The 14266-nt window shown below is 47.5% G+C and carries 11 protein-coding genes; 3 read left to right on the top strand and 8 right to left on the bottom strand.

Annotated elements, in window-relative coordinates:
* Positions 1-74 precede the first annotated feature (74 nt).
* From EBI00_RS15545 to gcvT, 8 genes are all read right to left on the bottom strand, one after another.
* Entirely contained in the window at positions 75-305 is a 231-nt protein-coding gene (locus EBI00_RS15545) for a formate dehydrogenase subunit delta (RefSeq protein ID WP_123096850.1), read from the bottom strand.
* Positions 292-3174 (bottom strand): formate dehydrogenase subunit alpha, encoded by a 2883-nt coding sequence (gene fdhF, locus EBI00_RS15550; RefSeq protein ID WP_123096851.1) that lies wholly within the window; start codon positions 3172-3174, stop codon positions 292-294. Before fdhF ends, EBI00_RS15545 begins: the two co-directional genes overlap by 14 nt.
* Positions 3175-3176: 2 nt before the next feature.
* Positions 3177-4763 carry a formate dehydrogenase beta subunit gene (locus EBI00_RS15555; RefSeq protein WP_123096852.1) on the bottom strand — a complete coding sequence of 529 codons (1587 nt, stop codon included), beginning with the start codon at positions 4761-4763 and terminating at the stop codon, positions 3177-3179.
* Positions 4760-5260: a formate dehydrogenase subunit gamma gene (locus tag EBI00_RS15560; protein WP_123096853.1), complete on the bottom strand. Its 501-nt coding sequence runs from the start codon at positions 5258-5260 to the stop codon at positions 4760-4762. Before EBI00_RS15560 ends, EBI00_RS15555 begins: the two co-directional genes overlap by 4 nt.
* Positions 5261-5537: 277 nt before the next feature.
* On the bottom strand, positions 5538-6260 hold the full coding sequence (locus EBI00_RS15565) for a flagellar brake protein (protein ID WP_123096854.1): 723 nt from the start codon (positions 6258-6260) through the stop codon (positions 5538-5540).
* 16 nt (positions 6261-6276) lie between these two features.
* Positions 6277-7419, bottom strand: coding sequence for a 4-phosphoerythronate dehydrogenase (locus EBI00_RS15570; protein WP_123096855.1), 1143 nt, complete (start codon positions 7417-7419; stop codon positions 6277-6279).
* Positions 7400-7942: an elongation factor P hydroxylase gene (locus EBI00_RS15575; protein ID WP_123096856.1), complete on the bottom strand. Its 543-nt coding sequence runs from the start codon at positions 7940-7942 to the stop codon at positions 7400-7402. Before EBI00_RS15575 ends, EBI00_RS15570 begins: the two co-directional genes overlap by 20 nt.
* Before the next feature lie 171 nt (positions 7943-8113).
* The gene (gene gcvT / locus EBI00_RS15580) at positions 8114-9217 is read right to left on the bottom strand and encodes a glycine cleavage system aminomethyltransferase GcvT (RefSeq protein ID WP_123096857.1); all 1104 of its coding nucleotides are present in this window, start codon (positions 9215-9217) and stop codon (positions 8114-8116) included.
* Positions 9218-9586: 369 nt separating this feature from the next.
* Here gcvT and glyA point away from each other — a divergent pair, with 369 nt between their 5' ends.
* From glyA to gcvP, 3 genes are all read left to right on the top strand, one after another.
* Positions 9587-10864 carry a serine hydroxymethyltransferase gene (gene glyA / locus EBI00_RS15585; RefSeq protein ID WP_123096858.1) on the top strand — a complete coding sequence of 426 codons (1278 nt, stop codon included), beginning with the start codon at positions 9587-9589 and terminating at the stop codon, positions 10862-10864.
* Positions 10865-10921: 57 nt separating this feature from the next.
* Positions 10922-11305: a glycine cleavage system protein GcvH gene (gene gcvH, locus EBI00_RS15590; RefSeq protein WP_123096859.1), complete on the top strand. Its 384-nt coding sequence runs from the start codon at positions 10922-10924 to the stop codon at positions 11303-11305.
* A 75-nt stretch (positions 11306-11380) separates the two neighbouring features.
* Positions 11381-14245 carry an aminomethyl-transferring glycine dehydrogenase gene (gene gcvP / locus EBI00_RS15595; RefSeq protein WP_123096860.1) on the top strand — a complete coding sequence of 955 codons (2865 nt, stop codon included), beginning with the start codon at positions 11381-11383 and terminating at the stop codon, positions 14243-14245.
* Positions 14246-14266 lie beyond the last annotated feature (21 nt).

Here is a 14266-nt window from a genome sequence, read left to right on the forward strand (position 1 = left end):
AAAGTGTCCAACTTTATGGGGTCACTTCATAAGCTGGCGTTTTTTTTTACTGACTCACTTGCTTATTTTTTGAGTCAAGCGCCTTTTTCAGACAACCGCGTGCCTGCTAAAAGCGCTGCTGGGTGAAGCTCCGACCCGTCTCGGGCTATATAATCACATAACAGCGCCTTCATGCGTCGAGGCCAAAATTTTCTAATGTGCCCTTCTATCATTTGAGCAACAGCCAATTCATCACCGACACTCAGATTGTTCATAGCAATATGATTGATCATGTCAATTAAGTGCTCTTCTTCACTTTGATGCATAATTATCCTTTGCGACAGAATCCGTCGCATCTAATAAAAATCTCTGCTGTCGGCCATGGTTCGCCTCAAAGCCTTGTTGCCATTCTGAAGGTTGGGACACTTTTTCGACCTGAACCGCGGTCACCTTGTACTCAGGGCAATTGGTTGCCCAATCGGAGTTATTTGTGGTGATCACGTTCGCGCCACTTCCAGGATGGTGGAAGGTCGTGTACACAACGCCAGGTTGCATACGCTCACTTATCAAGGCCCTTAACACCGTTCTTCCGGCGCGACTACTGATGCCGAGCCAATCCCCCTCTTTTACGCCACGCTCTTCGGCATCGTGCGGGTGAAGCTCTAAAACATCTTCTTGATGCCAGCGCTGGTTATCGGTGCGTCGCGTTTGTGCGCCAACATTGTATTGACTCAAAATCCGCCCTGTCGTTAGTAACAAAGGGAATCGACGCGTGGCGCGCTCCGTGGTTGGCACAAACTCGGTAATGGCAAATTGCCCTTTTCCATGAGGTGTCGGAAAATGCGTCTCATGCATGATAGGCGATCCATCAGGAAACTCATCATTACACGGCCACTGCAGGCTACCTTGCAATTCAAGCTTATCATAGCTTACCCCTGCAAAACTTGGCGCCAGTTGCGCGATTTCGTCCATGATTTGCGATGGATGGTCGTAGTGCATCGCATAACCCAAGGCATTTGACAGAGCCATAGTCACCTGCCAATCCTCCTTACCAGCCACCGGCGGCATGACTTTTCGAACGCGATTAATGCGACGCTCGGCATTCGTAAAAGTGCCGTTTTTCTCTAAAAAAGTAGAGCCTGGCAGCAATACATGGGCAAATTTGGCCGTTTCGTTTAAGAAGATGTCTTGAACAATAAGACAATCCAATGAACGCAATGCTTCTTCAACATGCTGGGTATTGGGGTCAGACTGAGCAATGTCTTCACCTTGAACATACAAGGCTCGAAATTGCCCTGCAATGGCTGCATCAAACATATTGGGGATGCGCAACCCCGGCTCATCGTCCAATGTGACACCCCAAACCGCCTCAAAACGACCGCGAGCAATCGGATCCGACACATGCTGATACCCCGGTAACTCATGTGGAAAAGACCCCATATCACAGGAGCCTTGCACATTGTTTTGCCCCCTTAATGGATTAACACCAACGCCTTCACGGCCTATATTGCCAGTCACTAGGGCAAGATTGGCAATCCCCATTACCATAGTGGACCCTTGACTGTGTTCTGTAACGCCCAAGCCATAATAAATAGCCGCATTAGGTACTTTAGCAAAAGTTCGAGCTGCCTCACGTATATCCGCAGCGGGAACCCCAGTGATGCCCTCTACTACCTCAGGCGCATGACAAGACTGCTTAATAAAATCACGCCATCTAAGGTAAGCCGACGCGTCACATCGCTGAGCAATAAAGTCGGTATCTTCTAGCCCTTCCGTGATCACTACATGCGCTAAAGCATTGATCATGGCGACATTGGTCCCAGGACGCAAAGGCAAGTGCAAGGAGGCTCCAAGGTGTGGCGTTTTCAATAGATCGATCTGCCGAGGATCCGCAACAATAAGACTGGCCCCTTCACGCAAACGACGACGCATCAATGAGCCAAACACCGGGTGAGCATCGGTCGGGTTTGCACCAATGACCAATACGCAATCCGACTTCATTACCGAGTCAAACGTTTGCGTCCCGGCCGATTCCCCCAGTGTTTGTTTAAGCCCGTAGCCTGTAGGACTGTGGCATACGCGGGCGCAAGTATCGGTATTGTTGTTTCCAAACGCCGTGCGAATAAGTTTCTGAACAAGATACGTCTCTTCATTCGTACAACGGGAAGACGTAATTCCCCCAATACTTTCACGACCATATTCTTTTTGTATGGATGTTAAGCGATCTGCCGCAAATGCCATTGCCGCTTCCCAGCTAACTTCTCGCCAAGGCTGATCAATAGAATCACGAATCATGGGCGCTTTAATACGATCCTTATGCGTGGCATAACCAAAGGCAAAACGCCCTTTTACACAAGAGTGACCATGATTGGCGTCGCCGCCTTTATGGGGCACCATGCGAACTAATTGATCGCCTTTCATTTCGGCTCGAAACGAACACCCCACACCGCAATAAGCACAGGTCGTAACCACACTGTGCTCTGGCTGACCTAAGGTAATAATAGCGTTTTCTGATAAAGTCGCGGTCGGGCAAGCTTGCACACACGCCCCACAAGAAACACAGTCCGAGTCAAAGAAGCTCTCATCTTGTCCGGCCACCACTTTGGAATCAAACCCACGTCCATCTATGGTTAATGCAAAGGTCCCTTGAACTTCTTCACAAGCTCGCACACAGCGTGAACACACGATGCATTTGCTCGCGTCAAAGGTAAAGTAGGGATTTGAGGTGTCTTTAGGCGCATCCAGATGATTATGACCATCAAAGCCGTAGCGCACTTCCCTAAGACCTACCGCGCCGGCCATATCTTGAAGTTCACAATCGCCGTTTGCAGGGCATGTCAAACAATCCAGTGGATGATCTGAAATGTACAATTCCATGATATTACGCCGCAGTTTAGCGAGCTTATCATTTTGCGTAGAGACTCTCATGCCTTGCTCAGCGGGTGTTGTACAGGAAGCAGGCGCTCCGCGTCGGCCTTCAATATGCACAGTACAAAGCCTGCACGAACCAAAAGCCTCGAGATTATCTGTGGCACACAACTTGGGAATGTTAATGTTTGCTAACGCCGCGGCACGCAATACGGAGGTACCCTCTGGCACACTGATTTCAATACCATCAATTTCTAACGTCACCTGAATGTCACTCTGTACAGCAGGCGTGCCATAATCTTTATTCGGATCAAAGTGCTGTAACATGACTACACCTCCTGCTTGTTAGTGATGGAAACCGCAGAGCTCAAAGGCGCTGAGTGCTTAACAAAGTCTTCATGAAAGTATTTTATGGCACTTTGCACAGGAAATGGCGTCATCCCACCCATAGCACACAGGGACCCATCTATCATGGTTTCACACAGATCAGACAAGAGGGCTAGATTACCCTCTATGTTTTCACCCGCACGAATTCGATCGATCACCTCAACACCGCGCGTTGAGCCGATACGACACGGGGTGCATTTGCCACACGATTCAACAGCACAGAACGCCATCGAAAATCTTGCTTGCTCACCCATGTCCACGGTATCGTCAAATAAAACCACACCGCCGTGACCTAAGACGGCGTTTGCTTTGGCAAACGCCTCATAATCTAGCTGAGTATCCCACTGACTGTCAGGAAGATAAGCGCCTAACGGACCACCTACTTGAACAGCGCGAAGCGGGCGACCACTTCGTGTACCGCCGCCAAAATCAAACATCAATTCTCGAAGTGTCGGCCCAAAAGCCAACTCCACTAAACCGCCGCGTTTAACATTGCCAGCCAACTGAAAAGGCAAGGTGCCACGAGAACGCCCCATGCCACAGTCTGCGTAAGCTTTCGCGCCTTTGTCTAAAATGAAGGGCACAGCGGCCAGTGACAGCACATTATTGACAACCGTTGGCTTACCAAACAAGCCAACAATCGCCGGTAACGGCGGCTTGGCTCGCACCAAACCTCGCTTGCCCTCTAAGCTTTCCAGCAAAGAGGTTTCTTCACCACAAATATACGCTCCTGCACCTAAACGAACTTCCAAATGAAAGCATTGAGGACAACCTAAAATGTTAGGCCCCAAAAGATTATTTTCATAAGCAATGGCAATGGCTTTCTCCAGGGTAAGATGAGCCAGCGGATACTCTGAACGTAAATAAATATAGCCCTGGGTCGCACCAACCGCCAATCCAGCAATGATCATGCCCTCAATGAGCATAAAGGGATCACATTCCATCACCAAACGATCAGCAAACGTACCGGAATCCCCTTCATCCGCGTTGCAGACAATGTATTTTTGCTCAGTAGGGGCATCTAGCACCGTTTGCCACTTAATTCCCGTGGGAAAGGCTGCCCCACCGCGACCTCGCAAGCCAGACGCTTTGATTTGATCCACCAGCGCTTGAGGCGACAGGTTCAAGGCATTCTCTAGCCCCTTAAAACCATAATGACTGCGATAATCTTCCAAGCAAACAGGATCTATCACACCCACCCTTGAAAACGTCAGTCGTTGTTGTTTTTTGAGATAGTCAATATCTTCAACCAAACCTAACGCCAAAGGATGATCCACCTCCCCCAACCAAAACTTAGCGGCAAACAATGACGCTAGATCCGTTTCCTTTACTGGCCCAAACCCAAAGCGCCCCTGTGCGGTCTCTACCTCCACCAAAGGCTCGAGCCAGTACATGGCACGAGTACCATTGCGCTTTATGTTGAGCTCAATGCCCTGCTCAGCGGCCATAATCGCCATTAAACGAGCTAGGCGATCAGCGCCTAGCGCTTTTGCTGTCGTATCTGAAGGCACGTAAACGTGATACATCATTGCAACACCTCCAAGAGATCCGTTTTGAGTCGCTCTACTAAGGCATCAAAAGCATGAGGATCCATATTGGCATGAATATCGTTTCCTACGCGCACAGAAGGTCCACAGCTACAGTTACCCAAACAATACACAGGCTCTAAAGTAATGGTGTTATCCGTTGTTGTTTGATGATAATCCAAATGCAAAGTCTGTTTAGCATGATGCTCTAACTGACGAGCACCAACCGCTTGGCATGCCTCGGCGCGACAAATTTCCACCACATGTCGACCGGGCTGCTGGGTACGGAAATGGTGATAAAAGCTGATCACACCATGCACTTCCGCTCGGCTCAACATTAATGCCGTCGCAATCAATGGAATGGACTCATTGGGAATATAGGAAAAGCGATCTTGCAGCGCATGTAAAAGTGGCAACAGGGCGCCAGGCTTTGCTTTAAAATCATCGATGATGGTTTGTGCGATGGAAGGCTCGTAAGTCACGAATTTTGAGATTGTCATTATTATTTTCCTCCTCATACTGCGACCAAATTCAAGCAAACAGCAAGATTTGAAAGACAGTATCGTCAGTGGCATGAGGTAGACTGAAACCACCATGCCACTTTACTAGCGTGTAATTAACATTGCGCTGAAATCGCGACTTCTAATGGTGCAGAATTGCATAAGACGGTAATCATTGCTTGTCTCATTGCGACACGAAACAACAAACCTAAGGCAAGTTGCTTTTTATTTAAAAATAGTCATTTGACGGAGCGTGAACCGCGTATTGATATTGCATTTATCGCGTTTTGTTAAGCTGGGTTTCAAGAATGTAAGCAATAAGAGGAATACCCACGTCTTTAGCAACATCGATAAAACGTATGCCGTAGACATAAAAATATTCAACCCCCATTTTAGCCAAAAAATCGTTATCAACAATGCTGGCCTGCACCTGCTCTAACATTTGAATTTCTTGAGAGCGAATCTCACAGTTTAGCTTCAAAATATGACTGAATGCCCCTATTTTCACATTACAAGCCAAACGAAACGTCTGATTTACGGAACCAAAATCCGTCTTAGAAATGATTTTGGCGCCACCCACACTCAAATCAATAATGATGGCGGAGGTTGTCTCAGCGATAGAGTCCGCTGACACCGTTGGCTCAACATTACAAATAAGCCGAGTTTCGACACGAACCGCTTGACGCACTTCGGACGTTTCCACGTATTCAGGATAGGCAATGTGCAAATGCGCCGACGGCTCAAGGTAACTTTTTGCCACCTTACTTTTAAAAGCACATACATGGGTGCTTAGCATCAAGCGCACATTCACAACTTGACTCTCTCGCACTAGGATATTTTTTCCATTCAAACGCGGGCAAGACACAATAAGAGAGCGACCTTGTATGTGGCCAAGCACTTTCACCATGAAGCGACCTGGAGGCGAGATAAACTCTACCTGCACGCCAGTCCCTATAGGTACATCAAGATCTCCGAGATCAACCTGCATTACTCCAGCCATGCAAAATTCCTAACCTTTATTTATTGTATGATTTGAACCCTATTGCATCATGCAGACGGCTTAGATCAGCTTGATTTGAATGAATGAAACAGGTGTGCAACTCGTCGCGCTCCACATAATGCTTGCGCAACCAATCAAAGACGTTTTTTTCTTTATCTTCTCTGTATTTATAACGTAAGCGAACATCATCACGTGCGACATCATAAATCGCTTGCACACTGCGTGCCAGCACTTCCTCACGACACCCTTCTCCCTTGATCTCAATGACAGAAATCGCACCGGAACTGATAGCGTCCTGTTTTCGCTCGCTGCATATGTCTTGCTTTAGGTATTGGCACAAGGCTTTGTATACCATCCATGACCCTTTTTCACGGCCTTGCTTGCTGTACCCTGCAATGTGTGGAGTAGCAATATCAACAATCGCTACTAACTGCTGATTAATCACAGGCTCACGGTGCCAAACATCCAATACTAGATGCATGTCACCCTTCAATTGCTGATACTTTTTAATCAAAGCATCTTCATTAATCACCCCACCGCGCCCAGCCGAAATAATCGCAACACCCGGCTTTAACGCCTCCAACTCCCGCTCTGCAAGCATATTTTCTGTTGGGTAAGCACCTGATCGACTAAGAGGAGCGTGCAAAGAAATCACATCACAGGCAAGCACATCGTTTAAAGACACAAAATTTACCGTGCTATCAGAGCCCATTTTTAAAGGATCATACACACATACCTGGCATCCCAACTGAGCAAAACGCTCATACACTTTTTTACCCACGTTGCCGTAACCAATAATGCCAATTTTCTTACTAAGCCAACGCAACCCTTTTGTCATATAGAGATGACTCAAACCGCTAAAAACATAATCGGTGACCGCGTCCGCATTGCACCCTGGCGCACTGGAAAAGGCAATATTGTGTTCAGACAAATAGGCCAAATCTATGTGATCGACCCCAATAGTAGCACTGCCAACAAAACGCACAGAACTGCCTTCAATTAACTCACGAGTCACCTTGGTCACCGAGCGCACTAACAATACATCGGCACTTTTAACCTGCTCATGAGTTAATGACCGACCATTGACCAACTCAACGTCGCCAAAATGCGAAAAAAGCCTTTGCGCATTTGGCATATTCTCATCTGCAATAATTTTCATATTGTTGTTTTAAAAACTCTTTAAAAGCTATATGGGGATGGCGCTGGGCCAATAAATGCATTGCAAAACGCTCTGCTCTCTCTGGCAAACCACCTAAACGGACATACTCGCCAACTTGCGCCATAACGGCCGCAGCAAAATGTTTAGCGTCATAATCTGGCATGGACAAATTGTCTACACTGACCCTAAAAGGCAGCCCCGCTGCCCAATGCAAGATGCATTCAACCGCCTGAGGCTTAACTTCAACTTGCTCGAACTGTTGCTGGGTCATTAGATCCCGCGTATCCGCTTCATACCAATAACCGTAGTCCTCTAGCTGCCTTCTCTGGGCCCCAGCAATGCACCAATGGCTCACTTCATGTAGCGCACTGGAAACGTAATCAAACCGAAAATATACACAAGCAGGTGTCATCAAATGAGCGGGCAAGTAGAGAGGCTCTTCCGCACCTCCAACGAGGCGGGTATTAAAGTGGGCTAGAAAACAGTCCTCAAAAGCCGTAACGAGTTGCGCTGCCGTTATCAAGTGTACACTCCACAAAAATCGGGATTATCACACAATCAAAAAATGCACGCCACGCAAAGGCATCACAACCAGTCACAACGTAATAAGAAAATGAACACTAGGTTGATCATTGTCATAAAAAACCAAGCACTGATTTCCCTCAGATCCCAGTGCTTAGGTTTTTAAAAGTGATTAACCGCGGTAATAACGAGAAGGCACAAAAGGCATTGCGGTTAAGTTCAACGGAATCTGTTTGCCTCGTACACTGGCGAATAATGCCGCACCCGAATCAAGACATGCCGTTGCAACGTAAGCCATCACTATAGGCTTAGATAAGGTTGGAGAAAAACCTCCGCTGGTCACCTTACCTTGAACATCACCAGAAGCATCCACTATGTCAACTCCCTCGCGCACAGGCGCACGCCCATCCACTAAAAAACCAACACGCTTTTTAGCAGGCTTATCGGTGAATTGAGACAAAATAAGCTCAGCACCTGGGAATCCACCAGCACGATCACCATCGAGACGACGTACTTTTTGAATAGCCCAATTTAAAGACGCTTCAATCGGTGTTGTATGAGTATCAATGTCGTGACCGTACAAACACAATCCCGCTTCCAATCGCAAGGAATCCCGAGCACCCAAGCCAATCCATTCTACTTCGTCAAATGCCAATACAGCATTAGCAAAAGCCTCAGCATGGTCGTTTGGCACAGAAACCTCGTAACCGTCTTCGCCGGTGTAACCTGAACAGCTCACCCACAGTTCAATGCCTTGCCACTCAAATTTCACGCTTTGCATAAAGGTCATGGTTGCCGCTTCTGGCACCATACGAGCAAATACATCGCGCGCTTTGGGCCCTTGAATAGCGAGCAAGGATCGATCTTCAACAACCTCGACATCGCAATCGACTAGAGAGGCCTTTAAATAAGCAAAATCTTGCTCTTTACAGCCAGCATTGACCACCATGAAGACTTCATCCGCCCCCCAATTGGCAAACATCAAGTCATCCGTTATACCACCATCCGCTGTGGTAAACATACCATAACGCTGAGTGCCTTCAGCAAGCCCAAGCACATCCACTGGTAAAATCGACTCAAGTGCCACCTTGACATTGTCACCTCGAAGAATGACTTGCCCCATGTGCGACACATCAAACAAACCAGCCTGTTCGCGAACCCACAGGTGCTCTTTCATTACCCCGAGCGGATATTGAACTGGCATTTCATAACCTGCAAATTCCACCATTCTGGCACCAGACGCAACATGTTGATCATACAAAGCAGTACGTTTCATAAGAAAAGCCCTTGTTGAAGAAGTTAGATTTGTTTCCAATTGGAAACAGAGTAGCGAAAAACAATTGGATTTGACAAGCCTAAAGCAGCAATAAATACGAAAACTAAGCAAAAGAAACCACAGATAAACCCATATTTTAAACAAATGGTCAGCTTTATTAGAGTCATAAACTTTTTAAATTACCGCTTTACAACTGTTTCCAATTGGAAACTTTTTGATTATGATACTGAAAAATGACGCAAAATAGACAATGACTGACGCTCTTAGAAAGATGATCTTTTTTCATCCTCCTAGACTGCCTTAGTGTTATTATAGACACGACCCATTGTCATATTAGGCACCCACGTTCATTTAAGAGGAATTTTCCAGATGGCCAATACCGAAGCCTTTTTCAGCCAAACCCTTGCTGACAGAGATCCAGAGCTTTTTGCAACGATTATTGAAGAGCAAGAGCGCCAAGAAACTGGCATTGAACTGATCGCTTCTGAAAACATCACGTCTAAAGCCGTTTTAGAAGCACAAGGTTCTGTTCTAACCAACAAGTATGCTGAAGGTTACCCAAACCGTCGCTACTATGGCGGCTGTGAAGCCGTTGACGTTACAGAGCAGCTTGCTATTGATCGTGCAAAGCAACTTTTTAATTGTGAATTCGTTAACGTGCAACCTCACTCAGGCGCTCAAGCAAATGGCGCTGTGATGCTTGCCTTGCTTCAGCCTGGCGACACCATTCTTGGTATGTCTCTAGACGCTGGCGGTCACTTAACTCACGGTGCGCCACCAGCCCAGTCTGGCAAGTGGTTCAATGCCGTTCAGTACCAAGTAAATCCTGACACCCTCTTGATTGACTACGACGCCATTGAAGCCCAAGCGCTAGAATGCAAACCGAAAATGATCATCGCGGGTGGCTCAGCCATTCCTCGTGTTATTGATTTCAAACGTTTCCGTGACATCGCTGACAAAGTGGGCGCCTACCTTTTTGTAGACATGGCTCACATAGCAGGGCTTGTGGCTACTGGGGCACATCCTTCTCCACTACCACATGCACATGTTGTTACGACAACAACGCACAAAACTCTGCGTGGACCTCGTGGCGGTATGATTCTTTCCAACGACCTTGATCTTGGCAAGAAAATCAACTCAGCGGTTTTCCCTGGCTACCAAGGCGGCCCACTAATGCACGTCATTGCTGGTAAAGCCGTCGCATTTGGTGAAGCACTGAAACCTGAGTTCAAAGTGTACATCGACCAAGTAGTGGCTAACGCGAAAGCCTTGGCCGCAGTCATGATGGAGCGCGGTTGCGATATCGTCACTGGCGGAACAGACAACCACCTAATGTTGGTTGACCTTCGCCCTAAAGGCTTGAAAGGTAACGTGGTTGATAAAGCCCTAGAACGCGCAGGCATCACTTGCAACAAAAATGGCATCCCTTTTGATACAGAAAAACCCATGATCACGTCTGGTATCCGCATCGGTACACCAGCGGCGACTTCTCGTGGATTTGGTATCGAAGAGTTCCAGAAAGTAGGCCACCTGATCAGCGACGTACTGGATGGATTGGTAGAGATGCCAGAAGGCAATCCTGAAGTGGAAGCTCGTGTTCTTGCCGAAGTAAAAGAACTTTGCAAGCGCTTCCCGCTTTACCGTTAAAACCCTTACACCCAAGGACTTATGTCCTTGGGTGAACTTTAAAAGAGGCATACAAACATGAGCACTATCCCAGAAAATTTAAAATACGCCAACTCCCACGAGTGGGTGCTTGATAACGGCGATGGCACAGTGACCGTTGGCATTACAGACCACGCACAAGAACTTCTTGGTGACGTTGTGTACGTTGAGCTACCTGAAATTGGTGCTGAAGTCGTGTCAACCGAGCAGTTTTCTCTGGTTGAATCTGTTAAAGCGGCTTCTGATATTTACGCCCCTGTTAACGGCGAAGTAATCGAAGTGAACGAAGCACTGAATGACACGCCTGAGTTAATCAATGATGCTCCGTACGAAGGCGCTTGGATTGCCAAAATCAAACTAAGCGACGCGGCTGATCTTGACAATCTTCTTGATGCTGAAGGCTATTCAGCCATCATCGAGTAATCGACCAACAGGCTTTCTTTTACTAACCAAGAGAGCCTAGCCCCTCCAGATTTTATCTTAATAGGTGATTGAACTATGACATCGCGCATTCGTGATTTGTTAACCGATGGTGAATTTATTGCCCGCCACATTGGCCCTGACGCAACAGAACAAGCCAAAATTTTGGCCACTATTGGAATCGATTCGCTACCAGAGCTAATTGAAAAGACCGTTCCTGAGGCTATCCGTCAGGCACATTTGGATCTTTCAGCCGAACCTGTTAGTGAAAACGGTGCCCTTACCCTACTAAAAGGCATTGCCAGCCAAAACAAGGTGGCTCGATCTTTTATCGGTATGGGTTATCACGATACGCACGTTCCGTCTCCTATTTTAAGAAACCTACTTGAAAATCCAGGTTGGTATACCGCTTATACGCCTTATCAACCAGAAATATCGCAAGGCCGTTTGGAGGCGCTGCTGAATTTCCAGCAAGTCATTATCGACTTAACCGGCATGGAAATCTCCAACGCCTCTCTTCTAGATGAAGCGACGGCAGCCGCTGAAGCAATGACTTTGATGAAACGCTCTAATCGCAAAAAAAGCGATGTCTTGTTTGTCGCCAATCACTGCTTGCCACAAACCATTGACGTTGTTAAGACCCGTGCCGAATTGCTGGATATTGACGTCATCGTTGATGACATCGCCAACTTTGCACAATACGACGTGTTTGGCGCCATCGTTCAATACCCAGGCATTGACGGTACCGTCAGTGACTTAACGGCGGTTATCGCGCAAGCACACGAGCAAGGCGCTCTTGTGAGTGTTGCGGTCGACCTACTTTCTCTAGTGTTGCTAAAATCTCCTGGCGAAATGGGAGCGGATATTGTATTCGGCTCAGCGCAGCGCTTTGGTGTTCCCATGGGGTTCGGCGGCCCACACGCTGCCTTTTTAGCAACAAAAGATGCGTTTAAACGCTCCATGCCGGGGCGTGTTATCGGCGTATCAAAAGACAGCCACGGTAAACCTGCATTACGCATGGCAATGCAAACGCGCGAACAACACATTCGCCGCGAGAAAGCGACATCCAACATCTGTACCGCCCAAGCACTACTTGCGATGATGGCGGGGTTCTACGCGGTTTATCACGGCCCTGATGGACTAAAGAAAATTGCCAATCGCATCGCAGCCCTAACCGACTGCTTCGCAAAAGCAGTTCAAAAACAAGGCTTTACAACAAACAGCCATTACTTTGACACCGTCATTGTCAATACAAACGAGCACACAGATCGCATAATGGCAAATGGCGTCGCCAAGTTAATGAACTTTTACAAGGTTTCTGAAAGCCAAGTATCTGTTTCATTAAACGAGACCATTACGCCAAACGATTTAATCGATCTTGCACAGTGCTTTGACGCCAACATCAGCCTAGACGACATCAACAATAGTGATGCCACCTACGGCTTTGATTCTGCCATGCTACGACAAGACGACATCTTAACGCACCCCGTTTTCAATCGTCACCACAGCGAAACCGAACTAATGCGTTATATGCATCAGCTTGAGATGAAAGACATCGCTTTAAACCAAAGCATGATTCCACTGGGTTCTTGTACGATGAAGCTAAACGCGGCATCGGAAATGATTCCAGTAACTTGGGCCGAATTTGGTCGTATCCACCCATTTGCCCCAAGCGATCAAGTTGCAGGTTACCATGCTCTACTCAATGAGCTGATTGACATGCTTTCGAAGGCAACCGGCTATGACACGGTATCCTTACAGCCGAACTCTGGCGCTCAAGGTGAATACGCAGGTCTTATTGCCATTGATAAATACCACAAATCTCGTGGCGATCACGACAGAGACATCTGTCTAATCCCAAGCTCTGCCCATGGCACAAACCCAGCATCAGCTGCTTTGGCTGGCATGAAAGTTGTCATTGTCAAATGCGATGAAGATGGCAACATCGATCTAGTCGATTTAGCCGAAAAAGCAGAAAAGCACGCGGCTCAACTTAGCTGCATCATGGCCACATACCCATCAACCCACGGCGTATTTGAAGAACATATTCGTGAAGTGTGTGACATCGTTCATAAATTTGGTGGCCAGGTTTACATTGATGGTGCCAACCTGAACGCTTTGGTGGGCGTAGCGCCTCCGGGCACTTTTGGCGGTGACGTCTCTCACCTTAACCTACACAAAACATTCTGCATTCCACATGGCGGCGGCGGCCCAGGCATGGGACCTATTGGTGTGAAATCACACCTTGCGCCCTTCCTTCCAGGCCACGCTGTTACCCCCGTTATCGGCATGGCAGAGCAACATGGCGCAGTCTCAGCGGCTCCTTACGGCAGTGCAAGCATCCTCGTCATCACTTGGATGTACATCAAAATGATGGGCGACAAAGGCTTACGCGACGCAACATTCAATGCAATTTTGAATGCCAACTACATTGCCAAACGTCTAGCTGAGCATTATCCAGTACTTTACACGGGTAAAAATGGTACGGTAGCACACGAATGCATCATCGACATTCGTCCACTTAAAGCGGAGTCTGGCATCAGCGAAGAAGACATTGCGAAACGACTAATGGACTTTGGCTTCCATGCGCCAACCATGTCTTTCCCCGTTGCCGGCACCTTGATGATAGAGCCAACAGAATCCGAGAATCTGGAAGAACTGGATCGCTTCTGTGACGCCATGATTCAAATCCGCAAAGAAATTAGCAAGGTGCAAGCAGGTGAATGGCCTTTAGAGGACAACCCGTTAGTAAATGCTCCACACACGGCTGATAGCTTACTGGATGAAGAATGGCAACACGCCTATTCCCGTAAAGAAGCGGCTTACCCTCTTCCATGGATTAAGGCGCGTAAATACTGGCCACCTGTCGGTCGCATCGACAACGTGTATGGTGATCGTAATCTGTATTGCGAATGCCCACCGATTGAAAGCTACGAAGAATAATCTTCACGCTTTTGAAATCGC

The sequence above is a fragment of the Marinomonas hwangdonensis genome, assembly GCF_003721245.1.
GTDB classification, from domain to species: domain Bacteria; phylum Pseudomonadota; class Gammaproteobacteria; order Pseudomonadales; family Marinomonadaceae; genus Marinomonas; species Marinomonas hwangdonensis.

Bases quoted from the DNA above. Each gene is read 5' to 3' on its own strand.
- EBI00_RS15545 (WP_123096850.1), bottom strand. From the start codon at position 305: ATGCATCAAAGTGAAGAAGAGCACTTAATTGACATGATCAATCATATT.
- fdhF (WP_123096851.1), bottom strand. From the start codon at position 3,174: ATGTTACAGCACTTTGATCCGAATAAAGATTATGGCACGCCTGCTGTA.
- EBI00_RS15555 (WP_123096852.1), bottom strand. From the start codon at position 4,763: ATGATGTATCACGTTTACGTGCCTTCAGATACGACAGCAAAAGCGCTA.
- EBI00_RS15560 (WP_123096853.1), bottom strand. From the start codon at position 5,260: ATGACAATCTCAAAATTCGTGACTTACGAGCCTTCCATCGCACAAACC.
- EBI00_RS15565 (WP_123096854.1), bottom strand. From the start codon at position 6,260: ATGGCTGGAGTAATGCAGGTTGATCTCGGAGATCTTGATGTACCTATA.
- EBI00_RS15570 (WP_123096855.1), bottom strand. From the start codon at position 7,419: ATGAAAATTATTGCAGATGAGAATATGCCAAATGCGCAAAGGCTTTTT.
- gcvT (WP_123096857.1), bottom strand. From the start codon at position 9,217: ATGAAACGTACTGCTTTGTATGATCAACATGTTGCGTCTGGTGCCAGA.
- glyA (WP_123096858.1), top strand. From the start codon at position 9,587: ATGGCCAATACCGAAGCCTTTTTCAGCCAAACCCTTGCTGACAGAGAT.
- gcvH (WP_123096859.1), top strand. From the start codon at position 10,922: ATGAGCACTATCCCAGAAAATTTAAAATACGCCAACTCCCACGAGTGG.
- gcvP (WP_123096860.1), top strand. From the start codon at position 11,381: ATGACATCGCGCATTCGTGATTTGTTAACCGATGGTGAATTTATTGCC.